The organism is Labrys sp. F242 (genome assembly GCF_057813875.1).
Genome location: NZ_JBVASG010000002.1, coordinates 39,011 through 62,521, shown reverse-complemented (window position 1 = coordinate 62,521; position 23,511 = coordinate 39,011). Strand labels below are relative to the sequence as shown.

Below are 23,511 nucleotides of genomic sequence, written 5' to 3'. Positions count from 1 at the left end.
GCGCTGCGTCGCTTCACCTGTTGAAACCTTTGGTCAAAAGCTGCCGATTGCTTGCCCCGGCCGGGTGCAACTGCGAGTCTCCGCACCAGATATCGGCTTTGTCACCAGGAGAAATCGATCGTGCCGCCAGAGACCGGCAACCTCGTCACCGCCGACCTGATCGCCGTCCTCGTGGCGGTGACCGCAGGGCGGCCGCGGGTGATGACGGTGCGCGAGGGCAGGGGCCTGCCCTCCGGTCCCTTCGAGGCCGGCCACCGCTCATTGCAGACCGGGCTGCGTGCCTGGGTGGAACGCCAGACCGGCCATCCCCTCGGCTATGTCGAGCAGCTCTATACCTTCGCCGACAACGATCGCGGGGCGCAGGACATGCAGCGGGCGATCTCGATCTCCTATCTAGGCCTGACGCGGGAAAATGCCGGTGGAGGCGAGGAAACCGGTTGGCGCGACTGGTATGAGTATTTCCCCTGGGAGGACCATCGCGCCGGCCTGCCGGCCTTCTTCCAGACGGGAATCGTCGCGCCCCTGCGTGCCTGGGCCGGGGCGGTCGACAGTGCGGCCATGCGCGAGATCAGGTCCCAGCGGGTCGATATCACCTTCGGGCTTGAGGGTTTTGCCTGGAACGAGGAGCTCGTGCTGCAGCGCTACGAGCTGCTCTACGAGGCCGGGCTGGTACCGGAAGCTGCCACGAACGGCGTTGCGGGCGCGCAAGCGGTGCCGGCCTCGCAAGCGGTGCCGGGCAGGCCGATGCATGCCGACCATCGCCGCATCCTCGCCACCGGCATTGCCCGTCTGAGAGCCAAGATCAAATACCGCCCGGTGGTGTTCGAATTGCTGCCCGCCACCTTCACCTTGCTGCAGCTCCAGCGCAGCGTCGAGGCCCTGGCTGGGCGCCTGGTGCACAAGCAGAATTTCCGCCGCCTGATCGAGCAGCAGGAACTGGTGGAGGAGACCGGCGAGATCGCCGCCGAGACCATCGGCCGCCCGGCCAAGCTGTTCCGCTTCCGCCAGGCCGTGCTGGCCGAGCGCGTAGCCGCCGGCACCAAGCTGCCGCTGGCGCGGGGGTAGGAGTGTCCCCTCACTGAGTCTAGCGCGGTCCCCTTCCCCCCTTGCGGGAGAAGGTGGCATTGCGAAGCAATGACGGAAGAGGGGTCTTGCGACCTTGCCAGCCTTGGTGCTCGCTCAAAGGTGTAATCTCTGGATGGGGGGCTAGACCCCTCATCCGCCGCTTCGGGGCTCCCAGTCCACTCCAAGTGGAGTGGACGATCCCCACCAGGGGAGAAGGGGAGTCGCGGTTCGCTCTCTCGGTTTTGCTCCAATCTCTTATGCTCCAAGTGAACATAATTCGCTTGACATTGCTTATACTCAGATTAAGCATATGCCCAACATATGCTCAATGGGAGTATAAATATGAGCCCCGATGCTGCCGTTCTCACCCGCACCGCGCCGCTCTATGAGCGGGTCAAGCGCGTCATTCCCGCCATGGAATGGCCCGTCTTCGCCGATGACGTCGACGCCATCCTGGCGCTCAAGCGCGAGCGCAACGCCGTCATCCTGGCGCACAACTACCAGACGCCGGAAATCTTCCACTGCGTCGCCGACGTGGTCGGCGACAGCCTGGCCCTGGCCCGCAGGGCTGTCGATACCGACGCCGATGTCATCGTGCTGGCGGGCGTGCATTTCATGGCCGAGACCGCCAAGCTGCTCAATCTGGACAAGACGGTGCTGATCCCCGATCTTCGCGCCGGCTGCTCGCTGGCCGATTCGATCCAGCCGGAGGATGTGCGCCTGATGCGCCAGACCTATCCCGGCGTGCCCATCGTCACATATGTCAACACCTCGGCGGCGGTGAAGGCGGAGTCCGATGTCTGCTGCACCTCGGGCAATGCCAAGAGGATCGTCGAAAAGCTTGGCGTGCCCCGGGTGATCATGCTTCCCGACGAATATCTCGCCCGCAACATCGCGGCCGAGACCGATGTCGAGATCATCGCCTGGAAGGGCCATTGCGAGGTGCATGAGCGCTTCTCGCCGGCCGAGGTGCGCCAGCTCAGGGAAGACCATCCCGGCGTGATCGTCCTCGCACATCCCGAATGCCCGCCGGAGGTGGTGGCGGAAGCCGATTTCTCCGGCTCGACCGCGCTGATGTCCGGCTATGTCGCCGAGCACAAGCCTGCCCGCGTGGTGCTGCTGACCGAATGCTCGATGAGCGACAACGTGGCCGTGCAGCACCCCACCGTCGATTTCGTGCGCCCCTGTAATCTCTGTCCGCATATGAAGCGCATCACGCTCGCCAATATCCGCCAGGCGCTGGAGACCAACCGGCACGAAGTCACCATCGATTCTGCCATTGCGGTTGCCGCGCGCCGGGCCGTCGAGAGGATGCTCGAGCTATGAGCGATCATCCCCAACTCTATCGCGACCGCCCGGTGGTGGTCGGGGCCGGCCTCGCCGGGCTGATGACGGCGCTCTCACTCGCCCCCGAACCGGCGGTGCTGCTCTCCCGCGCGTCGCTCGGCGCGGAAACCTCGACCGGCTGGGCGCAGGGCGGGCTCGCCGCAAGCCTGGCTGATGATGATACACCTGCACTTCACCTTGAGGATACGCTGGCGGCCGGCGGTGGCCTGGTGGCGGCGGTGGCGGCTCGCTCCATCCTCGACGCTGCTCCGGATGCGGTGCGTCGGCTCGCCGCTCTCGGTGTCAATTTCGACAGGAACGGCGAGGACTTCCAACTCGGCCTCGAAGCCGCCCATGGCCGCCGCCGCATCGTACATGCCGATGGCGACGCCACGGGACGAGAGATCGTGCGCGCCTTGGTCGCCGCAGTGCGTAAGACGCCCTCGATCACCGTGCTGGAGGGCGTCGAGGCACGGCGCCTCATCGTCGAGGACGGCACCATCGCCGGTGTCGTCTGCGTCGGCCCGAACAGCGAGGCGATGACCATTCCCACCGCACGCGTGGTGCTGGCCACCGGCGGCATCGGCGGCCTCTTCAGCGATAGCACCAATCCTCGCACCAGCCAGGGGCAGGGGCTCGCCCTGGCGGCTCGCGCCGGGGCGCTGCTCTCCAATCTCGAATTCGTGCAGTTCCATCCAACCGCGCTCGATACCGCGGCGCGGCCGATGGGACTGGTCAGCGAAGCCGTGCGGGGTGAGGGCGCCGTGCTGATCGACGAGACCGGCGAGCGCTTTCTCCGCCATCTGCCAGGCGCCGAACTGGCCCCGCGCGACGAAGTCGCCCGCGGCATCTGGCAGCATCTGTCGGGCGGGCACCAAGTCTACCTCGATGCCCGCCAACGGCCCGGCGCGGGGTTCGCACGCCGCTTCCCGGGTATCGACCGGCTCTGCCGGGACGCAGGCTTCAATCCCGCCTTGCAGCCTCTGCCGGTGCGTCCGGCCCAGCACTATCACATGGGCGGCATTGCGGTGGATGGACAGGGCCGAAGCTCCCTGCCGGGTCTATGGGCTTGTGGCGAAGTGGCCTGCACCGGTCTGCACGGCGCCAATCGCCTCGCCAGCAATTCTCTGGCCGAGGCTGCGGTCTGCGCCGCCTGGGTCGCCGACAGCGTGAGGAGCGCACCGGCCGCCAGCCGCCGATTCGCGGGAACTTCCATTGCCGCGAATGCTGCTGACCTTCGCGCCGGGGATGCCGAGTCAACGCGTCCGATTCTATCGCGTGCGCTCGGCGTGGTGAGGGACCGGGCCGGACTAGAGGCGGCGATCGCCGAACTCCTACCGCTGGCCACCAGCACACGCCCTGGCTCGGGGCCCGCCTTGGTCGGCCTGATGCTGGCCGTCTCCGCGCTATGCCGGCAGGAAAGCCGGGGCGCGCATTGCCGCACGGATTTCCCCAGCAGCCTGCCGGAGGCGACACCGTCTCTCCTCTCGCTCGACCAGGCCCTCTCGACGGCCCGTGAGGTCGCCCTCTCCCTTCCTTTCGCAGAAAGCGCCTGACATGTCCCTTTCTCCCCTGTCCCCCCTGCTGTTCGAGCCTGTCGTCCGCGCGGCCCTGGTCGAGGATCTCGGCCGTGCCGGCGACCTTACCACCGATGCCATCGTGCCTGTCGGCCTCAGGGCGACCACCGTGCTGGCCGCACGCCAGGACGGCGTGGTCGCAGGCCTCGATATTGCCGCCGCCGCCTTCCGCCTGCTCGATCCTTCTGCTGCGATCGCGGTGGAGCGCGGCGACGGCGCCAGCGTATCGCCTGGCTCGATCATCGCCACCGTCACCGGTTCGGCCCGGGCCTTGCTGACGGGCGAGCGCACGGCGCTCAACATCCTCTGCCGTCTCAGCGGCATCGCCAGCGCCACCGCCTTGGTGGTGGAGGCGGTCAGGGGGCACAAGGCCACCATCGTCTGCACCCGCAAGACCACGCCTGGCCTGCGCGCTTTGGAGAAATATGCGGTGAGGGCCGGCGGCGGCGGCAATCACCGCTTCGGGCTCGACGATGCCATCCTGATCAAGGACAACCATGTCGCCATCGCCGGCGGCATCCGCCCGGCGCTCGAGCGGGCCAAGGCCGCGGCGGGCCACATGGTCAAGATCGAGCTGGAGGTCGATACGCTGGCCCAGCTCGAGGAGGCGCTGGCCGTTGGCGTCGATGCCGTGTTGCTCGACAATATGGGCCCGGATGAATTACGCGAGGCGGTGGCCATGGTCGGCGGACGGGCGCTCACCGAGGCCTCAGGCCGGGTTACGGCGGCGACGGCGCCGGCAATCGCGGCCTCGGGCGTCGACCTCATCTCCATCGGCTGGCTCACCCATAGCGCGCCGATCCTCGACATTGGCCTGGATTATCGGGCCTGAGCGGTCGAATGCTGTTCACTTAAAGAGGTAACACCCCGTTTTGTCATAGCTGGGCTTGACCCGGCTATCCGGAATAAGCGCGAAGGGGCTGGATTGCCGGGTCAAGCCCGGCAATGACAAAGGTCGAGCAAACCCGAAGACGCTGAGGTGAACTGCAGTGGAGGCTGAGCGGCATTGCCGCATCCCCTTGCTGCGGCAAGCGTGGCTGATATGCTGCCTTCATGCAGAATCGTGTCGTACCCTTTCCCATCCCGCCGCGTGTGCCGGCGGGGACAACCATTATTGCCTTCGGCGACGTCCACGGCCATCTCGCGCTGATGGAGGAGATCCTGGCCAGGGCGCAAGGTCGGGCCCAGGCCAAGCCGGACCGGCGCCACATCGTTATCAGCCTCGGCGATCTCGTCGATCGTGGCCCCGATTCCCGCGGTGTCGTGGCCCGGTTGATGGGCAACCTGCCGGGTTGCGAGCTCCATGTGCTCAGGGGCAATCACGAAACCTTGCTGATGTCCTTCCTCGCCGGCGACCCGGATGCCGACGTCTGGCTCAAATGGGGCGGAATGGCCACCGTCGGCAGCTATGGCGTCGACATCAAGGGGGCCGACCCGCATTCGAAGCGGGATGTCGAGCGTCTCAGGGCGGAGTTCCGCGCCAGGATGCTGCCCGACCATCTCGACTTCATGCGCACGCGGCCGCTGAGCCTCACCTTCGGCGATTATTTCTTCGTGCATGCCGGCGTGCGGCCGGATGTGCCGCTGGCCAAGCAGAAGGAATATGACCTGATCTGGATCCGGGACGAGTTTCTACCCTCGGGCCAACTCTTCGAGAAGAAGATCGTGCATGGCCACACCTCGGTGGAGGAGCCGGATTTCCGCACCAACCGGATCAATCTCGATACGGGTGCCTGCTATGGCGGCAAGCTGACGGCGGCGATCTTCGAGGATGACGTGGCCGAGGTGTTCGCCTCCATCCCGGCGCCGCCTGGCACGCATTTTCCCTGAGAATGATACGAAGAGGTTGATCGGGCAGGAACATGCCTTCCGTATGTTTAAGCCGGTCCTGTGCCGCCCCTCACCTCAATCCCACTCCACTTGGAGTGGACTGGGATTGAGGTGAGGGGCGGCGCGGCATTGGCAGGATTGCGGTGGCGACTGAACGCCCTTTCTGCGCTCAATGCGTGACCAGCCACTCCATCGGATGGTCTTCGCCGCGAGGGGCGTAGAGCGGCGGCACGGGGTTGGGAATCTCCGTAAAGCGCGGCTTGACGCCGAGCAGCGGGCCGATGCGCTCCAGGATCTTGCCGGTGGTAACCCCGGCATTCCAGGCGGCGGAACTGTAGCCATAGGTCTCGGGCAGGCCCTTGGGCTCGTCATAGAGCACGAGCACCAGATATTTCGGCTTGTCGAAGGGAAATACCGCCATGAAGGTGGTGAAGTTGAGCTTCTTCGAATAGCGCCCGTTGATGACCTTTTCGGCCGTGCCGGTCTTGGCGCCGATGCCGAGCCCGGGCACATTGGCCTTCTTGCCGGAGCCGTCGGTGGCGTTGAGGCGCATGATGTAGCGCATCACGTCGGAGGTGTGCTTCTTCAGGACCAGCTTGGAGCCCGCCAGGGCGTCGCCTTCGTTGCGCGCCAGGAACGTCGGCTTCATCAAATGGCCGCCATTCATCATCGCCCCCACCGCCATCATCGCCTGCAGCGGCGCCACGGCCATGCCATGGCCGAAGGCGATGGTGATGGTGTTGATCTCGCTCCAGCGCCTGGGCAGGATCGGCATGGCGTTCTCGGGCAGTTCGGTGACCAGTCGCGTGGTCTGGCCCATCATCCTCAGAAAGGCCTTGTGGGCGTCGACGCCGAGGGCGAGGGCCATTTTGGCCGAGCCGATATTGGAGGAGAAGGTGAAGACCTCCGGCAGGCTCAGCATGCGCCGACGGGCGTGGTCGTCATGAATGGTGAAGCGGCCATATTTGAGCGTGGTGCGGGCATCGAGCATGGAGGCGGTGGTGAATCTGCCCGATTCGATCGCCATGGCGGTGGTCAGGGCCTTGAAGGTCGAGCCCATCTCGAACACGCCGACATTGATGCGGTTGATCCGGTTGGGATCCAATGCCTCGGCCGGGTTGTTGGGATCGAAATCGGGCAAGGACACCAGCGAGATCATTTCGCCGGTATTGACGTCCATGATGGCGCCGGCCGCCGCCTTGGCCTGGTAGTGCTCCATCCCCGCGACGAGTTCGTCGCGCATCACCGCCTGGGCTCGCAGATCGATCGAAAGGCGCACAGGCTTGAGATCGTGCGGGTCGGAGGCGTAGCCGAGTGCCTGCAGCTCGGAGAGGCCGCGCTTGCGGTCGATATATCGCTCGATGCCGGCAATGCCCTGGTTGTCGATGTTCACGGCCCCGAGCACATGGCTCACCGTCGGCCCGTTGGGATAGATGCGCTTGGCCTCGTTGAGAAAGCCGATGCCCGGCAGGCCGAGTGCATAGATGCGATTGCGCTGCTCGGGCGTGATCTCGCGCTTGAGCCAGATGAAGCCCTTGCCCGAGGCAAGCTTGGCCCTTAGATCGCGTGCATCGAATTCGGGCATCTGGGCGGTGAGCAGCTCGGTCGCCTCGTCGACATCGATGATCTTCCTCGGTTCGGCGTAGAGCGAAGGCACCTGCACGTCGGTGGCCAGGATCCGGCCATTGCGGTCAAGGATATCCGGGCGTGCCGCAGCCAACTGGTCGGCTGCCGAGCGGCGCGCGTCATATTGCTCGTCCGGCGCCGTGCCGAACTGCACCAACCGCGCCAGAATCGCCATATAGATGCAGACGAAGCCCACCACGATCAGCATGATGCGGCCGGCGCTTTTCTGCAGCTTGGTGGGCACTAGGGGACGCCGCCTGCGTCTTTCGGCCGGCATGGCAGGCTGGTTCTCCGTCGGAGCTTCGAAAGGCGGCGGGCCCGTGGGGACCTCCTGGCCTTGGTCTGCCTCGTCGACGGAAGAGGTCTGCATCGTCGCTTTTCCCAATGCCTATGCGGATTCCTCCTGATCGAGCCATGGGATCGATCAGGAGGAATCCGCAGGATCTCAAACCCTGCTCGGAGCAAAGCGCGTCCATGGCCGAACGCCTGTTTGCTCTGGCTCCTTGTTTCCAAGCCAACCTGATGGATTGGCTAGAGCGTTCTTGCCTCCAATCGCAAAACGCTTTGGCAGGCAGCCGCCATCTGCCGGGCTCGCGCCCGGCGGTTCCTGCCGCATCTTGATTTGACGTTGATGATACGGGGCGCGTGGAGGTCGCCCACTATCCAAAAGGGCGTTGGTGTCTAAAAATGGTTCATTCTATTCATGGAATAGCAATAAAGCCGCAGGAAATGCAGGTAAAGGGTATCAACTCATTAACAATTCGTACGGTTATCGAGGTCTTAACGGGGAGGTAACCGCTGAGGGTAGCCTGTGTTTAGCGGGGGTAAGCATAGATATTTGCCGCAACGAGTGTCGTTCTGTCGTGCCCGGGTATCCGGAGTCCCGGCATAGTCAGGCCGCCTGACCGGGCTGGCTTTCCTCGGGCTGCAGCAGGTCGCGGATCATGCCGCGGGCGATTTCCTCTTCGCCCATCAGGATCGCATCGGCCCCGAGCCCGCGGAGATAGTCCACGGCCTCCTCGCTATGCGCCCGGGCGAGAATGCGGATGGACGGGTTGAGCGTGCGGGCCTGCTCCACCAGATGGCCGGCTTCGAAGGCGTCGGGGATGGCGACGACCAGCCATTTCGCGCCGGCCAGATTCTGCAGCTCCAGCGTCTCGTAGTCGCCGGCCGGTCCGGAATAGACTTCGATGCCTTCGGCTTTCAGCTTCTCGACCTCGCTCTGCGATTCCTCGATCACCACCAGCGGCACGCCGGCCTGGTGCAGGGCCTTGGCCACCCGGCTGCCGACGCGGCCATGGCCGACCAAAATGGCGTGCTGGCTGAGTTTGGTCGGCTGGACCACTTCGATGTCGTCATCCTTGGGCAGGGGCGCCGGAGCGGGCGCCGCTTCCGCGACGAACGCACCCGGCGAGGCCTCCGGCTGAGGCTGTGCCTCGGGCTCGGCCTCAGGTTTGACTTCCGGCTTGACTGGGGCGGTTGGCTGGCGTTCGGGACGCAGCACGAAGCGGTCCAGCGCCATGAACAGGATCGGGTTGATCACGATTGAGATGAGGGCGCCCGCCACCACCAGATCGCGCGCCGTGCCGGGGATGATCTGCAGCTTGACACCGAGCACCGCCAGAATGAACGAGAATTCGCCGATCTGGGCGAGACTCGCCGAAATGGTGAGCGCGACGCCCTTGGAATAACCGAAGCCGCGCACGATCAGGAAGGCGGCAATCGACTTGCCGATCACGATGATCACGAAGGTCGCGAGCACGCCGAGGGGATGCTGGATCAGGATCGCCGGGTTGAACAGCATTCCCACCGAGACGAAGAACAGCACGGCGAAGGCGTCGCGCAGCGGCAGCGTCTCATTGGCGGCCTGCTTGCTGAGCGGGGATTCGGCCAGCACCATGCCGGCGAAAAAGGCGCCCAGCGCGAAGGAGACGCCGAAGAGCACGGCCGCGCCATAGGCGACCCCGAGCGAAATCGCCAGCACGGCCAGGCGGAAGAGCTCGCGCGAACCGGTATGGGCGACGAAATGCAGGACCCAGGGGATGACCTTGCGCCCGACCACCAGCATCAGCGCCACGAAGGCGGCGACCTTGATGGCGGTGACCAGGAGGGTCGCGGCGATCGAATTGAGGCCGAGATTGGCGGCGAGGCCTGAAGGTGCGACCTCGCCCGGCGCATGGCCGCCGAGAAGTCCGGCCAGCGGAGGGATCAGCACCAGGGTGATCACCATCACCAGGTCTTCGACGATCAGCCAGCCGACGGCGATACGGCCGCGCTCGGTCTCGATCAGCTTACGCTCTTGCATGGCGCGCAGCAGCACCACGGTACTGGCGACCGAGAGGGCGAGGCCGAAGACGATGCCCGTGCCGAGGCCCCAGCCCATGACCCAGGAAAAACCCATGCCGAGCAGGGTCGCCACCGCGATCTGGCCCAGCGCGCCGGGAACGGCGATGGCGCGGACGGAGAGCAGGTCCTTCAGCGAAAAATGCAGGCCGACACCGAACATCAGCAGGATCACGCCGAGCTCGGCGAGCTCATTGGCGAGATTCTGGTCCGCCACGAAACCGGGCGTGAAGGGGCCGATCACCACGCCGCCAAGCAGATAGGCGACGATCGGAGACAGTCGTAACCGCTGTGCGACAAGCGCAAAGATGAATGCCAGTCCCAGGCCCGCCACGATCGTTGCAATCAACGGTGTCTCGTGCGGCATGGAACCTCCCTTCGCGATCGTAACGAGCGTTCGAGTGCTTACAGCACCGGAAGCGTTTTCCAGAAAAGTTGGTCGACTTTTCGATTAGGAAAACGCGCTGAAACAAAGAATTAGAGAAAAGGGCGATTTAAGGAAATCGCACTTTGCCCCGCATTTGTATGGTGATTGCCTTGCGGCCGCTTCACCATAGGAGAGTTCCATAGTGAGCGCTCGTTAACAATCGGAAAGGTCGCGATCAAATCACGCCAAAAGCGCGGAACGAAGCATTCGCGACGCGCAAAGCATGCCCCGGCGAATGAAGCCGATCAAGGCTCCAGTTCGGTATCCCAATAGAGGTAATCGAGCCAGCTCTCATGCAGATAGTTCGGCGGGAAATGCCGGCCGTTCTGGTGCAGGTCGCTGAGGGAGGGGGCGTAGGGCTTCTGGTTGGGATGCATGCCAGCCTCGGCGGGCATGGCGCCGCCCTTCTTCAGATTGCAAGGCGAGCAGGCGGCGACGACGTTTTCCCAGGTGGTCTGTCCGCCCCGGGAGCGGGGGATGACGTGGTCGAAGGTCAGATCCGACCGTGTGCCGCAATATTGGCAGGTGAAGCAGTCGCGCAGGAAGACGTTGAAGCGGGTGAAGGCGGGGTTTCGACTGGGTTTGACGTAGGTCTTGAGACATACCACCGAAGGTAATCGGAACTCGAAGGTGGGACTTCGCACCACCTTGTCATATTCGGAGATGATGTTGACCCTGTCGAGGAAGACCGCTTTCACCGTATCCTGCCAGGACCAGAGCGAGAGCGGATAATAGGACAGCGGCCGGTAATCGGCGTTCAGCACGAGCGCGGGACACGCCTCGGGCGAGACCGACGTATGAAACACAGCAGGCGAAACATGCGCTGTCACGAAGCGCTCCCGTCACCATCAGTCCAGCCGAAAAGGCCGATTCGGCTGTTCGTCCAACACAATGTAGGATTAACGTGTCGGTCTTGTGAAGGGGGTATAGCCACCGGCCGCCCCCTTGCCCTTACTCTTTTCCAGGCTGTTAGGGGCAAAAGGTGAAGGAAAACGACCTTCTCCGGATGCGACGGCCTCACCCCCGCAATTGGTGCGAGAGCCAGGCCAAGGTGCGGTCGGGAATGCCGAGTTCGTCGAGATGGTCGTGGGTGGCCAGCACATAATCGGGATTGGCGCCCGAAAGCCCGACGCCGCCGCGCACCACCTCTAGGAGCTGGCGGTCCGGCAGCTTGCCGCAATATTGATGGTGCGCCCGGTCGGCCCGGTAGGCGAGGGCGCGGACATGACGCCCGTCCTCGAGCCGGGCCTCGTGCAGGATCTCGATATAGACGCTGGTAGCCTGCTCGCGCCGGCGCAGATAGTCCACCGTCGCATCCCAGTTCTCGGAAGCGACGCGGAAGGCGACCCCCCGGCAGGAGCCGCCTCGATCGAGGCCGAGCACCAGGCCGGGCTTTTCGGGTGTGCCGCGATGGACATGCGACCAGATGCACAGGGCCCGGTGCAGGCCGCGAATCAGCGCATTCTGACGCTCTTCAAAGGCAAAGCCGGGATTCCACATCAGGGAACCATAGCCGAAGACCCAATTGGCTTCGGGGGCAGGCGAAACGGGCTGGTTCACTCGGCGGCCAGGTGGAATGCATCGAGATAGTGGAAGGGCAGGCCAGCGAGCGTATCGCGCAGCACGGTGAGATCTTGCTTCAGGCGGTCGAAGGCCGGAGCCAAGGAAAAATCCTGCTCGTTCATGTAGATCGAACGGTTGATCTCGATCTGGATGACGTGGAAGCCGGCGCCGGGATTGCCGTAATGCTCGGTGATGTAGCCGCCGGCATAGGGCTTGTTGCGTGCCACCGAATAACCGAGGTTGCGCAGGGCCTCGTCGGCGCAATCCATGATCAGATGCGAGCAACTCGTGCCGTAGCGATCGCCCAGCACGATGTCGGCGCGGGGCCTGTCCTCGCGTGCCAGGCCGCAGGACGGCATGGAATGGCAGTCGACCAGCAGCGCCACGCCGAATTCGCGGTGGATCTGGCCGAGCAGGCGGCGTAGCGTGCGGTGATAGGGCTTGTAGAGCTCCTCGATCCGGCGCAGTGCCTCGTCCACCGGCAGGCGGCGGGCGTAGATCTCCTGGTTCTCGCTGACCACGCGCGCCAGTGTGCCCAAGCCGCCGGCCACGCGCAGGGAGCGGGTATTGGCATAATTCGGCAGCCTGCCGTCGAACATGCGCGGGTCGAGTTCGTAGGGTTCGCGGTTGACGTCCAGAAAGGCGCGGGGAAAGCGCGCGCTCATCACCGCCGAGCCGCTGGCAGCGACATCGGCGAGCAGGAGGTCGACGAAAGCATCCTCGGAGCGGCGCAGGGACAGCGGATCGAGGCGGGATGCCTCCAGGAAGGCCCGCGGATAGACCCGTCCCGAATGGGGCGAGTTGAACAGCAAAGGCGCCGCATAGGCCGCAGGCTCGACCACGTCGAAAGGAGGGCTGAGCTCGATGTCCATGCCGTGCACATACTCCAGCGGCGGGTTGCGGCCTCGTCGGCCGCGGCACCTCGAGGGTGCGGCCGGTTCGAACGATGCCGACATCGTTCGACAAAATCACGGGCGGGCAAGCATCACAAGCCCCGCCGCATGATTTTTACTTCACCCGTCCCGCACAACAGCCACTGGCGGCATCACGAATTCGGGATTAACTCTATTGCGATGTAAACGGGGCGTTTACCCTGACGACGGTTTATAGAGTTCGAACATGCTCCGGCCCTGCCGGGGATTCGGGACGCCATCATGAACAAGATTCTCCTTGCCGAAGACGACAATGATATGCGCCGCTTCCTGGTGCGCGCCCTGCAGAATGCCGGACATGAGGTGATGTCCTACGATAACGGCCTGTCCGCCTATCATCGGCTGCGGGAAGAACCGTTCGAATTGCTGCTCACCGACATCGTCATGCCGGAAATGGATGGCATCGAGCTGGCCCGCCGGGCCACCGAACTCGATCCCGACATCAAGGTGATGTTCATCACCGGTTTCGCGGCCGTGGCGCTCAACCCCGATTCGCAGGCACCTCGCGACGCCAAGGTGTTGTCCAAGCCCTTCCATCTCAAGGATCTGGTCAACGAAGTCGACAAGCTCCTGAAGGCCGCCTGAACTTCTTTTCAAAATAGCGGGACGAATGGCTTGCATGGCCTGATTCAACCTGCTATCAGGCCGGCCTCCGCAAGCGATGGGCGCGTAGCTCAGCGGGAGAGCACTACGTTGACATCGTAGGGGTCACAGGTTCAATCCCTGTCGCGCCCACCATCGCTTACCAGAAAGAACTGAAGACCCAAGGCATCGCAAACGCGGTGCCTTTTGTTTTTGCCAGGACTCCCGCCGGTGCAGCGTTCCCCGACTCTGTCGAAAGGCCGGGAGCCTTATGTCGGCCTGCGCCTCCGCTCTTCGCTGCAGCATCTGACGGTCTTCGATGAAACTCCCTTCACGACGGCAGGCGGGAGGTGGCGCCGTTATAGGAGTATCCGACGGCCGCAGCCTTTCCAAGGCAAGACCCCGCATGCGTTCAAATACCAGATGTTCGACACTGCCAAGGCAGGAGTCGTGGCTATTTGAGGCAGCAGTGGCCAGGGCGAGTGGGTGGTTTCCCGACCTTGAGGAGTCGAAAAATATACGGGACGAATAAATTTCACGGTTATTTGAAAATTTTATACGATATGAATGATGTTTGTTGTAAATTTAGTACATGAATTTTCTTATATTGAATTATCAAAATATATTAAAATTGTTGCTTTAAAATCACATACTTGCAGCCGTGGTCATGATAGGAAAAATTATCGTCCTATTAGATCTGGGTTTGTAGAAATGAAGTTTCGGATTTCGGCAATAGCCTTTCTTCTTGCCACGGCCGGTGCTTCGGCTGCTGACCTGGCGCCCGCCGCAGTAGAGCCGGTGGCTCCTGCAGCCGCTTATAACTGGACAGGCTTCTATGCCGGTATCAATGGCGGCTATGCCTTCGGATCCAGCCACGATGTGACGATGTCGGAACTCTTTCCGGAATCCGACCCCTATACGGACAAGTATGGCAGCCTTTCACCCAAGGGTGGCTTCGGCGGCGTACAGGCCGGCTATAATTGGCAGACGGGCAATTTCGTCCTTGGCCTGGAAGGCGATATCCAGGGGGCCGGTATCAGCGACAAGACTAGCCGCATCGGCGCCACCACGGATTATTTCCTGAGCACCAAGAGCCAGGTCAACTGGTTCGGCACGGTTCGTCCGCGAATCGGCTACGCCTTTGACAACATCTTGATTTATGCGACCGGCGGTTTGGCAGTGGGTGGTGTCAAATACACCCAGAACTACGTCGACGGCGATTACCTCGCGCACGCTCGTACCAACAAGACCAGAGTTGGCTTCGCGGTCGGTGGCGGCGTGGAATACGCCTTCAACGAACACTGGACCGCCAAGCTCGAATACCAATATATCGACCTTGGTCGATCGAAAATCAGTGCGACCGAGATCAATGATGGTGAGCCGACGCAGTACACCATCCACACCAAGCTCCGCACGGATTTCCATACGGTTCGCCTAGGCGTGAACTACAAGTTCTGATCAGGCAATCCCAGGAGACGAACAGCCCGGCACGCGCCGGGCTTTTTGCTTGTGTGCAAACGCGCCGAGCGGGATCGGAATAGCGGCCGCGTGATCGTCGGGATTCCGATTTCACTAGGCGTCTCATCATCGACGGCGGCTGGAACTGGACGTATGTCTGTTCGGGGCGGGCGGAGGGGCCTGGATCCGGAGATCGGGGTCACGATAAAATCACACCCGATGATCAATTCTATTCTCGTAGCCGGTCACTACCCCAGGAGAGACCGGCTTCCAGAGATCCCCGAGCATCATGACCCCGCCGACGAGGCGGGGTTTTCCTTGTCGATCGCGCGCGGGGCCGACAGCGCAATTGGCCCGACGCATTCTGCGATTTCATGGAATCACGTCGAATCGCAAAATGTTTTGACGCGTTTTCCCAATCGAAAAGACGGTCAACCTTTCTTGGAAACGCTCTCGCGCAGTTTTACCAGAGTCCATAGCGCCTGGTTCAGCGGCGCTTCGAGGCCGCGCGCGGCGGCCCGGCGCAGGATGGCACCGTTCAGATCGTCGATTTCCGTGCGCCGGCCCCTGGCGAGGTCCTGGGCGGTGGAGGAATACTGCTCGGCCATGCTGGTGCCGAGGCCGAACACGGTGTCCTCCAGCGTTGGGGCCAGGGTGATGCCATGGGCGCCGGCCACGGTACGGCACTCGGCCAGGATCCCCTTCAGCAGCACATCCACGCCTTCGCGCCCGATCAACCCGCCATAGGGCAGGGCGGCGAGCGCCGAGATGGCATTGAGTGCGCAATTGACCGCGAGCTTGGTCCACAGCGTGCTGGCGACATCCGGCGCAACACGGGCCGCAATGCCGGCGGCGGCGAACAGGGCTGCGAACTCCTCGCTGCGCGGGGAGGGGCCGATCACCATCTTGCCACCGCCCTTGTGGCGGACATAGCCGGCGCCCGGCGCCTCGAGCGCAGCATAGACGGCAACGGGCACGGCCGGCCTGTCGAGGATACGGGCGAGCCTGTCGGCATTGTCGATGCCGTTCTGCAGGCTCCAGACCGAGCAATCGGCACCGATATGAGGAGCGATGGCGACCGCCGCCGCTTCGGTGTCGAAGGATTTCACGCAGAACAATACGAGTTCGGCTCCTGCGACCGCCTCGGGCCTGGTATCGGCAAGAACGGGCACGTGCCGGCGCTCGCCGCCACTCTCGAGCAGCAGCCCGCCATCCCTGACGGCCTCGACCAGGGCCGGGCGTCCGATCAGGGTGACGTTATGGCCGGCCTGGGCGAGCAGGGCACCGAAGAAGCAGCCGACGGCGCCGGCCCCCATCACTGCAATCTTCATGATTCGAAGTCCTCGGAAGCGGCGGGCGAATGTGCTGGGGCGTTCGCCTCGTCAAAGCAAATCTCAAGAAAAAAAGTTGACACAGGTGAAAAACTGGGGAGCATGGAAGAAGCTTTGCATTCGTGCACAGCATTGCGAGCAAGCCCGCTCAGCCTTTTCGATGACGATCCGGAGTTCGCACCTCCCGGGACAGGGCTCATAGCGCGAAGGTGGAGAAAGCGCCTTCGGATATGCATGGGAACTGACGGGGAGGAGCTGCATGCTTGCGGATCTACTGGTGCGTGACGCCTATATCTATGTCGATCGAAGCTGGGAGATTGCCAGCGGCTGGATCGCGATCAAGGATAGACGGGTTCAGGCCATCGGCAAGAGCGGTGAGGAACCGGCCGCGACGAAAGTGGTGTCGGCGCGCGGGCGTCTGGTGACGCCCGGCCTCATCAACGCCCACCACCACATGTATCAGAACCTCACCCGCTCCTACGCGCCGGTGACCAACGGCACCCTGTTCGAGTGGCTGACCGGCCTCTATCCGCTTTGGGCCGATCTCGACGCGGAATCGGTCTATCTGTCGACCTATATCGCCATGGCCGAACTGCTGATGGGCGGTTGCACCACCTCGATGGATCATATGTATGTCCATCCCAAGCCCTTCCTGATCGACGCGCAATTGAGGGCCAGCCGGGACATCGGCTTCCGCTTTTATGCGACGCGCGGTTCGATGACCCGCTCGGTCGAGCAGGGCGGCCTGCCGCCGGCCTCGGTGGTGCAGGGCGAGGAGGCCATTCTCGAAGACAGCGTGAGGCTGGTGGAAGCCTATCACGATGCCTCGGCCGGCGCGATGAACCGGGTGGCGCTGGCGCCGTGCTCCCTGTTCTCGGTGACTGAACGGATCATGGTGGAATCGGCCCGGCTCGCCGAAAAATATGATCTTCGCCTGCATACGCATCTGGCCGAGGACCCACAGGAGGACATCTACTGCCAGGAAGTCTATGGCTGCACGCCCACGGAATATTTCGAGCGCGTCGGCTGGGCCAGCAAGCGTTCCTGGGTCGCCCACTACATCTACCCCTCGCAGGACGAGATCGGGCGACTGGCGAAAGCTGGGGTGTGCGCCTGCCAATGCCCCTGCTCCAACATGCTGATCGGCGGCGGGGCTGCCGATGCCATGGGGCTGCGGGCGCGCGGCATGCGCGTCGGCCTGGGCTGCGATGGTTCGGCCTCGACCGATCATGCTTCCCTTTGGCTGGAGGCCCGCACCGCCCTGCTGCTTGGCCGTTTCCGCAACGGACCCCATTCGATGTCGGCCCGCGATGCCCTCGACATGGCCACGCGCGGCGGTGCGGCGTGCCTGGGCTGGGATGATGAGATCGGTCATCTGAGGCCGGGGGCCTGCGCCGATCTGGTGGTGTGGGAGATGTCGGACGTCGCACTTGCCGGAGCCCACACCGATCCGGTCGAGGCCTGGCTGCGCTGCGGCCCCGCCATCGCCGGCACCACCATCGTCAATGGCGAGATCCTGGTCGAGGCCGGCAAGCCGGTGCTCACCGGTCTGGAGGACGTCCTGCGTGAGCATGCAAAGCATGCCCGCCGGATCCAGCGACTGGCTGCCTAAAACAACAATACAGCCTCGTCGCTCCGTGCACTTCTTGGGAGGAGCAACTACAATGACAGGTCTGATCAAAGATCGGCTTGGCGAACACGCGGACCGGGCTGCCGATGACTGCGCCATCGGCGATGTCGAGGCAGTGATGCCGGCCCGGCGCGGGGTGGCGCTGGGCCTGCAGCAGGCCCTGGTTTCCAATGCCTGGCTCGACCCGATTTTCGTCGCTTCCGTCGGCGGTTTTTCCGCGAGTCTGGCCACCAATCTGGTCACCGCGACCTTCCTGGCTGCCGGGATCGTGACGGTGGTGCAGAGCACCAAGCTGGTGCGCCTGCCCATCGTGCAGGGGCCGTCATCGGCCTTTTCGCCGCTCGCCATCGGTTACTACAAAGCCGGGACCATCGCCTCGGCCAGCCTCGGCTTGCTGATCGGTGCTGGCCTGGTCTTTCTCGCAGCCGCCGGGGGCCAACTCGCTAGGCTGCGCCGCCTGCTATCGCCGGCGGTATCCGGTACCATCATCACGCTGGTCGGCATCGCCCTGGCGGGGTTCACTTTCCAGGAGTTCTTCGGCGGACCGGGCATGCCGACTTTCGGCGCGCTGCCGAGCCTGGTGTTGGGCTGCCTGACCACGGCTGCCGTCCTGGTCTGTTCCGCGCTCGGTGGCCGGTTGCGCATGTTCGGCTTTCTGATCGCGCTGGTGCTGGGCGATTGCGCCGCCCTGGCTCTCGGCTTGCTGGATTTTTCAGCGGTCGCGACGGCACCCTGGCTCGCCTTGCCGCAATTCCTCCCCTATGGCCCGCTCCATTTCGACCTCGGCATCACCCTGACCATGAGCATCGTCTTCCTGGTCGCGGTGGTCGAGGCGATGGGCATGTATGAAGCAACGGCGCGGCTGACCCGCACGCCGCTGGATGACCGGCGCGTCAATATGGGCATTGCCGGCGAGGCGGGAGGTTCCATGCTGGCCGCCTTGATCGGCGGCTTCGGCACCACGGCCTATGCCCAGAACCTGGGCGTGGTGAAGATCACCGGTGTGGCGAGCCGGCATGTGGTGCGTATCGCCGGCATCATCTTCATCGTGCTGGCTTTCCTGCCGAAGGTGGCTGCCGTGCTGGTGGCGACGCCGGCTGCCGTCATCGGAGGCCTGTTCCTGCCGGCGGCGGGTACGGTGATCATGACGGGCATCCAGCTTGCAAGCCAGGAAAGGGGCAGCGCTATCAAGAATCTGGTGGCACCGCTCGGCCTGATGGCCGGTCTTGGCATTCCCGCGCTATCGAGTTCGTTCAAGGGGCTGCCGCCGCTCCTCGCCGAGATGACCTCACATTCCATTGTGGTCGGGGCCGTGGTGGTGATGGCTGCCGAAATCGTGCTGGTGCGGCTGCCTGCGCTGCTGGGGGCGGCAGACTGAGCGTCAAGGCGTGATGCGCCCCGAGGTCGATGCTTTCGCCAGAACCAAGGCCTCCTGGGCGAGCGTATCGACATCGGTGCTCGCGTAAGCCTGGTTCGCCAGAAGGGCCGGCAGGTCGAACCAGCGCGCTTCCAGGGCATCGTCGGCGGCGACGGCCTCACCGGCCTGCCAGTGGCAGAGCACGCCGACCAGCACATAGTGGTGGCCACCTTCATGGGCCGGACGAGGATCGATGGAATCGAGGGCTGCGAAGGCCTTTACGGCGCGGGCCTTGACGCCGGTTTCCTCCTCGAGTTCGCGCAGGGCCGCCTGCAGCACGCCTTCGCCGGGTTCGATCTTGCCGCCCGGAAAGCCCCACAGGCCCTGGTCGGGCGGATTGGCGCGGCGAACCAGCAGGAATTCCTCGCCGCGCAGCACCACGGCGAGCACGGCGGCGACCGGGCGGGCCGAATTGTCGCTTGTGGCCGGATCCGATGCCATCTCTGATTTCCCTGGAACCGTCTGCGTATCAAAGGGCCAGCTATAGGCGCCTTCCGCTTCGGGCGACACCCCCAGGGCAACGCTCCCGGGTTTTCATTCCTGGTCGGAAGCGGGGCGGGAGCACAGATAGGCAATGACGTCGGCGCGGGTGGCGGCATCGTTGATCGAGATGGTCATGCGTGCCCCCGGCAGGAAGCGTGCGGGCCCGGCGAGCCAGTGGTCGAGCGTGGCTGCAGACCAGGTCAGGGGTTGTCTTTGCAAGGCCTGGCTGTAGCGAAAGCCAGGGATGCTGCCGGCCCGCCGGCCGTAGACGTCGCCGAGGCGGGGACCGAAGCGATTTTCTCCCAGGGCATGGCAGCCGCTGCAATGCTGCTCGAACACGGTTTGCCCACGGGCGGGATTGCCGGTGACGCTCGACCCGGCTTGCCCTGCCGGAGAGGCGACGGGGAGCAGGGAGGCCAGCAAGGCAAGCCATCCAAGCCATGGCGGAGCCCGGCCTGGAAAGAGAGACCGCAGCCGTTTGGCGCCGGTGGTCGATATGGAGCGCGGCTGGTTTTGCGGAAAATCGAAAGGGGTTGCCATGTGGTGCTCGTAACAAGAGGATTTATCGCTTTTATAATGTGATAAATCCTCATGTTTTTGATGTCAAGCGGGACACCTTGTCTGTCGAGGGCTTGTCTCGGCAGGAGTTCGCATGTTCGAGGCGGAGCATGGCAAGAACTGCAGCCTTGCGTGTCCGCCGCGTCCCATGGGCTTGTCGGCTGCCGTTACCCCTGCGAAAAAGCCTGCCTTTATCCGGCGCCGTCCTGGCCGGGGATCAAGAAGCACTGGAAACATCATGAAGCTTGGTATCGAAGGAAAATCCGCCATCGTCTGCGCCTCCAGTCGAGGCCTTGGCAAGGCCTGCGCGCTGGCCCTGGCGCGGGAGGGCGTGAATGTGGTGATCAATGGCGTCACGCCTGCCACGCTTGAAAGGACCGCGACCGAGATCCGCGCCGCGACGGGCGCGACGGTCACGCCTGTGATTGCCGATGTCGCCAGCGTGGAGGGACGAAGCAAGCTGCTGGAAGCCTGTCCGCAGCCCGACATCCTGATCAACAATGCCGGCGGCCCGCCGCCGGGAGATTTCCGCCAGTTCGGCCGCGAGCAATGGCTGGCGGCGCTCGATGCCAACATGCTGGCACCGATCGAGCTGATCAAGGCGACGCTGGATGGCATGATCGCGCGCCGCTTCGGGCGCATCGTCAACATCACCTCGGTGACGGTGAAGGCTCCCATCTCCTATCTCGGCCTGTCGAACGGTGCCCGCAGTGGGCTGACCGGTTTCGTCGCCGGTCTCGCACGTGACGTCGCCCGCCATAATGTGACGATCAACAACATCCTGCCGGGCTCTTTCGGCACCGATCGGCTGCGAGACAACGCCGCGGCCTCGGCCAGGCCTGGGCAGACGGCGGAGGAAGTGCTCGCCGAATGGCAGGACGGTGAGGTTTCCGGGCGGTTCGGTGATCCGGACGAACTGGGCGCGGTCTGCGCATTTCTGGCTGGAACGCAGGCCGGCTATGTCACCCGCCAGAATATTCTGATGGATGGCGGCAATTTTGCCGGATCGTTCTGAGGGGCTGTCGGAACGGCAGGGCGATCGATTGATGCATCACTTTCCCCGGTTCCCCATGCCCCTCAAAAGGAGGGGCCGGCCCTGAAGGCCAGTCCCTCGTCGTGCGCTCAATGCGGTTCGACCTCTTGGATGGGCTCAGAGCTTGGCCAGCATCTGGCACAGCTTGATGAGCTGAGCGTCATATTCGTCGGTGGCGCCGAGAACCATCTTGCAGCGCTTCTTGAGGGCGATGCGCTGGGCGCTGCTCATCGAAGCGAACTGATTGGAGACATTGCCGATATTCACACCCGTGCCGGGGACGCCCGGGGTACCAGGATTTCCCGGAGTGCCCGGCGTTCCGGGCGCGCCAGGTGTCCCCGGGATGCCGGGATTCGTGCCGGGCACGTTCACGCCGACGCCGACATTGACGCCCGTTGCGTTGTTGAGCGAGGCATTGACATTGGCATCAGCGACCGAGGAGTTGACGCCGACATTGGCGTTGACGCCATTATTGGGCGTTGCCGATGCACTGACATTAGCCGTCGCGGCATTGCCGACACTGGCCGTCGTGTTGGAATTCAAGCCGTTGCTGTTGAGGCTGGTGTTGCTGTTGGCATTGACCGGACCCACCTTGGCGCTGACGCCGACATTGACACCGCCGACGGCACCACCGACCGCACCCACGGCGCCGCCAACAGCGTTGCCGAGGCCGCCGACTGCATTGCCGAGACCTCCGCCGTTATTGCCGAAACCACCGCTCAGGGCTGTCTGCGGAGCGACAAGAAACAAAGTAGTCGCTAGTCCAGCAAACATTGCAACCTTGCGCCATTCCTTCCGAAATTGTTTGGGCATGTCGACCTCCACCTGAGAAAACTCGAACATTCAGCTGAGAACTCCGGGGAAAGGAGCCTTGGGTGCTTTCTCGATCGGCCGGAAGCTGACTGTTGCTAACAAAATATGCTAAAAAATAGTAAATCGCAACGTAAATTCATAAATAATAAATCGATTTATCTCGATAAAGTGCGTCGTTTCATTTTTTGTACATAGAGTATTTCAAAATATACTTGTAATTTCCCGTGAGTTAGTCACTTGATGAAGGTAGTTTAAGCATAATTATGCTTCCTGTCTCCGGCTATTTCTGCGCGATGTGGCCGAATGTCGTCATGGATAAATTGCGTCTAGAATGTGACACTTCTGGGGCGAAATTGGGCGCCTGGACTCTACCTCTCCAATGATACTTAAGTATTAGATTGTAGCATTGAGGTATGACTGCAATCCCTAATAGGTATTGCCTAATTTGGTATTATTGTACCTTAATCATCGCAATAAAAAAGCCGCCCTGCATCAGGAGGGCGGCATTCGCGTTTGTCATTCTCGCTCAGAACGGCGAGTCAGGGTAGTAGAAATCCTTGGCGTTGTCCTTGGTCACCAGCGTGGCATCGAGAATATAGGAGCCGCGTACGGGCAGCTTGTCGTAGAGACCGGCTGCGGTGAGATCCATCGCGACAGCGACCATGGCAGGCGGATACAACACGTCCGCCGGGATGGTGGCGTCGCCATCCATGACTTTCTTGATCATGTCCTTCATGCCGGCACCGCCGAGCACGAATTTGATGTCGCTGCGGCCGGCCTGCTTGATCGCCTCCAGCACGCCCACAGCCATGTCGTCGTCCTGACACCACACCGCATCGATCTTGGGGTGCTTGGTCAGGAAGTCCTGCATGACCTTGAAGGCATCGTCGCGGCTCCAATTGCCGAACTGGCTGTCGATCACCTTGACCTCGGAGCCCTTCAGGCCCTCGTTGAAGGCATTGACGCGTTGCTCGTCGATGACGATGGGCAGGCCGCGGATCACCACGACGTCGCCCTTGCCACCGAGCTTTTCCTTGACGTAGGCGGCCGAGACGGTGCCCAGGCCCGGATTGTTGCCGGCGACGTAGAGATCCTGGATCGGATCGCGCAGGGCGCGGTCCACCACGGTGATGAACACGCCCTTGCCCTTGACCTGGCGAATCGGGTCGGTCAGCTCGTCGGAATTATGCGGTAGTACGACGAGGGCGTTGATGCCCTGCGTGGTCAAGTCCTCGAGGGCGTTGGCCTGCGCCGCGCCGTCGGGAGAGGTCTTTACGATGACCTTGAGGCCTGGATAGCGCGCTTCCAGCGCCTTGGCCTCCTGCTGGGCGTGATAGACCACGCCGCCCGTCCAGCCATGATCGGCGGCTGGGATCGAGACGGCGATGGTCTTGCTGTCGGCGGCTTTGACATCCGTCGTCTGAACCGCTGTGCCGGCAAGTGCGAAGAGACCGGCCGTCATCAGGCCCGTCAGCAATTTGCGCATGATATCCTCCCTAGCGCTTTTCGTTCCCCTA

Annotated in this window: 20 protein-coding genes and 1 tRNA gene; 11 read left to right on the top strand and 10 right to left on the bottom strand. The window is 63.2% G+C overall.

What is annotated here, in order from left to right:
• Window positions 1–120 precede the first annotated feature (120 nt).
• From ACZYTC_RS15870 to ACZYTC_RS15850, 5 genes are all read left to right on the top strand, one after another.
• Entirely contained in the window at window positions 121–1,065 is a 945-nt protein-coding gene (locus ACZYTC_RS15870; protein ID WP_441773306.1) for an NUDIX hydrolase, read from the top strand.
• A gap of 342 nt (window positions 1,066–1,407) precedes the next feature.
• On the top strand, window positions 1,408–2,391 hold the full coding sequence (gene nadA / locus ACZYTC_RS15865) for a quinolinate synthase NadA (protein WP_488990045.1): 984 nt from the start codon (window positions 1,408–1,410) through the stop codon (window positions 2,389–2,391).
• Window positions 2,388–3,947, top strand: a complete 1,560-nt coding sequence (locus tag ACZYTC_RS15860) for an L-aspartate oxidase (protein ID WP_441773304.1) — start codon at window positions 2,388–2,390, stop codon at window positions 3,945–3,947. The genes nadA and ACZYTC_RS15860 overlap by 4 nt, the downstream gene beginning before the upstream one ends.
• Window position 3,948: 1 nt before the next feature.
• On the top strand, window positions 3,949–4,800 hold the full coding sequence (nadC, locus tag ACZYTC_RS15855) for a carboxylating nicotinate-nucleotide diphosphorylase (protein WP_488990044.1): 852 nt from the start codon (window positions 3,949–3,951) through the stop codon (window positions 4,798–4,800).
• Window positions 4,801–5,021: 221 nt separating this feature from the next.
• The gene (locus tag ACZYTC_RS15850) at window positions 5,022–5,798 is read left to right on the top strand and encodes a metallophosphoesterase family protein (protein ID WP_488990043.1); all 777 of its coding nucleotides are present in this window, start codon (window positions 5,022–5,024) and stop codon (window positions 5,796–5,798) included.
• A gap of 169 nt (window positions 5,799–5,967) precedes the next feature.
• Here the strand turns inward: ACZYTC_RS15850 and ACZYTC_RS15845 are convergent, their stop codons facing one another.
• The 5 genes from ACZYTC_RS15845 to ACZYTC_RS15825 all read right to left on the bottom strand — a co-directional run bounded on the left by ACZYTC_RS15845 (window position 5,968) and on the right by ACZYTC_RS15825 (window position 12,629).
• Window positions 5,968–7,794, bottom strand: coding sequence for a peptidoglycan D,D-transpeptidase FtsI family protein (locus tag ACZYTC_RS15845; protein ID WP_488990042.1), 1,827 nt, complete (start codon window positions 7,792–7,794; stop codon window positions 5,968–5,970).
• Between the two features lie 522 nt (window positions 7,795–8,316).
• Window positions 8,317–10,134, bottom strand: coding sequence for a cation:proton antiporter domain-containing protein (locus tag ACZYTC_RS15840; protein ID WP_488990041.1), 1,818 nt, complete (start codon window positions 10,132–10,134; stop codon window positions 8,317–8,319).
• A gap of 305 nt (window positions 10,135–10,439) precedes the next feature.
• Window positions 10,440–11,000 carry an HNH endonuclease gene (locus tag ACZYTC_RS15835; protein ID WP_149255366.1) on the bottom strand — a complete coding sequence of 187 codons (561 nt, stop codon included), beginning with the start codon at window positions 10,998–11,000 and terminating at the stop codon, window positions 10,440–10,442.
• 211 nt (window positions 11,001–11,211) lie between these two features.
• Entirely contained in the window at window positions 11,212–11,754 is a 543-nt protein-coding gene (locus tag ACZYTC_RS15830) for a gamma-glutamylcyclotransferase (RefSeq protein ID WP_434959537.1), read from the bottom strand.
• Entirely contained in the window at window positions 11,751–12,629 is an 879-nt protein-coding gene (locus tag ACZYTC_RS15825) for an N-formylglutamate amidohydrolase (protein WP_434959538.1), read from the bottom strand. The genes ACZYTC_RS15830 and ACZYTC_RS15825 overlap by 4 nt, the downstream gene beginning before the upstream one ends.
• A gap of 279 nt (window positions 12,630–12,908) precedes the next feature.
• On the opposite strand from ACZYTC_RS15825, the gene cpdR reads away from it, so the two are divergent.
• From cpdR to ACZYTC_RS15810, 3 genes are all read left to right on the top strand, one after another.
• Window positions 12,909–13,274, top strand: a complete 366-nt coding sequence (cpdR, locus tag ACZYTC_RS15820; RefSeq protein ID WP_105864233.1) for a cell cycle two-component system response regulator CpdR — start codon at window positions 12,909–12,911, stop codon at window positions 13,272–13,274.
• Between the two features lie 78 nt (window positions 13,275–13,352).
• Window positions 13,353–13,427, top strand: a tRNA-Val gene (locus ACZYTC_RS15815).
• 555 nt (window positions 13,428–13,982) lie between these two features.
• Window positions 13,983–14,729 carry an outer membrane protein gene (locus ACZYTC_RS15810; protein ID WP_434959539.1) on the top strand — a complete coding sequence of 249 codons (747 nt, stop codon included), beginning with the start codon at window positions 13,983–13,985 and terminating at the stop codon, window positions 14,727–14,729.
• A 431-nt stretch (window positions 14,730–15,160) separates the two neighbouring features.
• Here the strand turns inward: ACZYTC_RS15810 and ACZYTC_RS15805 are convergent, their stop codons facing one another.
• Window positions 15,161–16,060: a ketopantoate reductase family protein gene (locus ACZYTC_RS15805; RefSeq protein WP_488990040.1), complete on the bottom strand. Its 900-nt coding sequence runs from the start codon at window positions 16,058–16,060 to the stop codon at window positions 15,161–15,163.
• A gap of 259 nt (window positions 16,061–16,319) precedes the next feature.
• Here ACZYTC_RS15805 and ACZYTC_RS15800 point away from each other — a divergent pair, with 259 nt between their 5' ends.
• Window positions 16,320–17,672, top strand: a complete 1,353-nt coding sequence (locus tag ACZYTC_RS15800; protein ID WP_488990039.1) for an 8-oxoguanine deaminase — start codon at window positions 16,320–16,322, stop codon at window positions 17,670–17,672.
• A gap of 52 nt (window positions 17,673–17,724) precedes the next feature.
• Window positions 17,725–19,068, top strand: a complete 1,344-nt coding sequence (locus ACZYTC_RS15795) for a uracil-xanthine permease family protein (RefSeq protein ID WP_488990038.1) — start codon at window positions 17,725–17,727, stop codon at window positions 19,066–19,068.
• Between the two features lie 3 nt (window positions 19,069–19,071).
• On the opposite strand, the gene ACZYTC_RS15790 is transcribed toward ACZYTC_RS15795, so the two are convergent.
• Window positions 19,072–19,548, bottom strand: coding sequence for an NUDIX hydrolase (locus tag ACZYTC_RS15790; protein ID WP_488990037.1), 477 nt, complete (start codon window positions 19,546–19,548; stop codon window positions 19,072–19,074).
• A 93-nt stretch (window positions 19,549–19,641) separates the two neighbouring features.
• Window positions 19,642–20,130, bottom strand: coding sequence for a c-type cytochrome (locus ACZYTC_RS15785; protein WP_488990036.1), 489 nt, complete (start codon window positions 20,128–20,130; stop codon window positions 19,642–19,644).
• Between the two features lie 256 nt (window positions 20,131–20,386).
• Between ACZYTC_RS15785 and ACZYTC_RS15780 the strand changes: the two genes are divergently transcribed.
• Window positions 20,387–21,163, top strand: coding sequence for an SDR family oxidoreductase (locus tag ACZYTC_RS15780; RefSeq protein WP_441773295.1), 777 nt, complete (start codon window positions 20,387–20,389; stop codon window positions 21,161–21,163).
• Between the two features lie 135 nt (window positions 21,164–21,298).
• On the opposite strand, the gene ACZYTC_RS15775 is transcribed toward ACZYTC_RS15780, so the two are convergent.
• Both ACZYTC_RS15775 and ACZYTC_RS15770 read right to left on the bottom strand, forming a co-directional pair.
• Window positions 21,299–21,994: a collagen-like triple helix repeat-containing protein gene (locus ACZYTC_RS15775; RefSeq protein WP_488990035.1), complete on the bottom strand. Its 696-nt coding sequence runs from the start codon at window positions 21,992–21,994 to the stop codon at window positions 21,299–21,301.
• Window positions 21,995–22,520: 526 nt separating this feature from the next.
• Window positions 22,521–23,480: an ABC transporter substrate-binding protein gene (locus tag ACZYTC_RS15770; RefSeq protein WP_434959547.1), complete on the bottom strand. Its 960-nt coding sequence runs from the start codon at window positions 23,478–23,480 to the stop codon at window positions 22,521–22,523.
• Window positions 23,481–23,511 lie beyond the last annotated feature (31 nt).

Bases quoted from the DNA above. Each gene is read 5' to 3' on its own strand.
- ACZYTC_RS15785 (WP_488990036.1), bottom strand. From the start codon at position 20,130: ATGGCAACCCCTTTCGATTTTCCGCAAAACCAGCCGCGCTCCATATCG.
- nadC (WP_488990044.1), top strand. From the start codon at position 3,949: ATGTCCCTTTCTCCCCTGTCCCCCCTGCTGTTCGAGCCTGTCGTCCGC.
- ACZYTC_RS15825 (WP_434959538.1), bottom strand. From the start codon at position 12,629: ATGGACATCGAGCTCAGCCCTCCTTTCGACGTGGTCGAGCCTGCGGCC.
- ACZYTC_RS15780 (WP_441773295.1), top strand. From the start codon at position 20,387: ATGAAGCTTGGTATCGAAGGAAAATCCGCCATCGTCTGCGCCTCCAGT.
- ACZYTC_RS15790 (WP_488990037.1), bottom strand. From the start codon at position 19,548: ATGGCATCGGATCCGGCCACAAGCGACAATTCGGCCCGCCCGGTCGCC.
- nadA (WP_488990045.1), top strand. From the start codon at position 1,408: ATGAGCCCCGATGCTGCCGTTCTCACCCGCACCGCGCCGCTCTATGAG.
- ACZYTC_RS15860 (WP_441773304.1), top strand. From the start codon at position 2,388: ATGAGCGATCATCCCCAACTCTATCGCGACCGCCCGGTGGTGGTCGGG.
- ACZYTC_RS15800 (WP_488990039.1), top strand. From the start codon at position 16,320: ATGCTTGCGGATCTACTGGTGCGTGACGCCTATATCTATGTCGATCGA.
- ACZYTC_RS15810 (WP_434959539.1), top strand. From the start codon at position 13,983: ATGAAGTTTCGGATTTCGGCAATAGCCTTTCTTCTTGCCACGGCCGGT.
- ACZYTC_RS15840 (WP_488990041.1), bottom strand. From the start codon at position 10,134: ATGCCGCACGAGACACCGTTGATTGCAACGATCGTGGCGGGCCTGGGA.
- ACZYTC_RS15805 (WP_488990040.1), bottom strand. From the start codon at position 16,060: ATGAAGATTGCAGTGATGGGGGCCGGCGCCGTCGGCTGCTTCTTCGGT.
- ACZYTC_RS15770 (WP_434959547.1), bottom strand. From the start codon at position 23,480: ATGCGCAAATTGCTGACGGGCCTGATGACGGCCGGTCTCTTCGCACTT.
- ACZYTC_RS15775 (WP_488990035.1), bottom strand. From the start codon at position 21,994: ATGCCCAAACAATTTCGGAAGGAATGGCGCAAGGTTGCAATGTTTGCT.
- ACZYTC_RS15845 (WP_488990042.1), bottom strand. From the start codon at position 7,794: ATGCAGACCTCTTCCGTCGACGAGGCAGACCAAGGCCAGGAGGTCCCC.
- ACZYTC_RS15850 (WP_488990043.1), top strand. From the start codon at position 5,022: ATGCAGAATCGTGTCGTACCCTTTCCCATCCCGCCGCGTGTGCCGGCG.
- ACZYTC_RS15795 (WP_488990038.1), top strand. From the start codon at position 17,725: ATGACAGGTCTGATCAAAGATCGGCTTGGCGAACACGCGGACCGGGCT.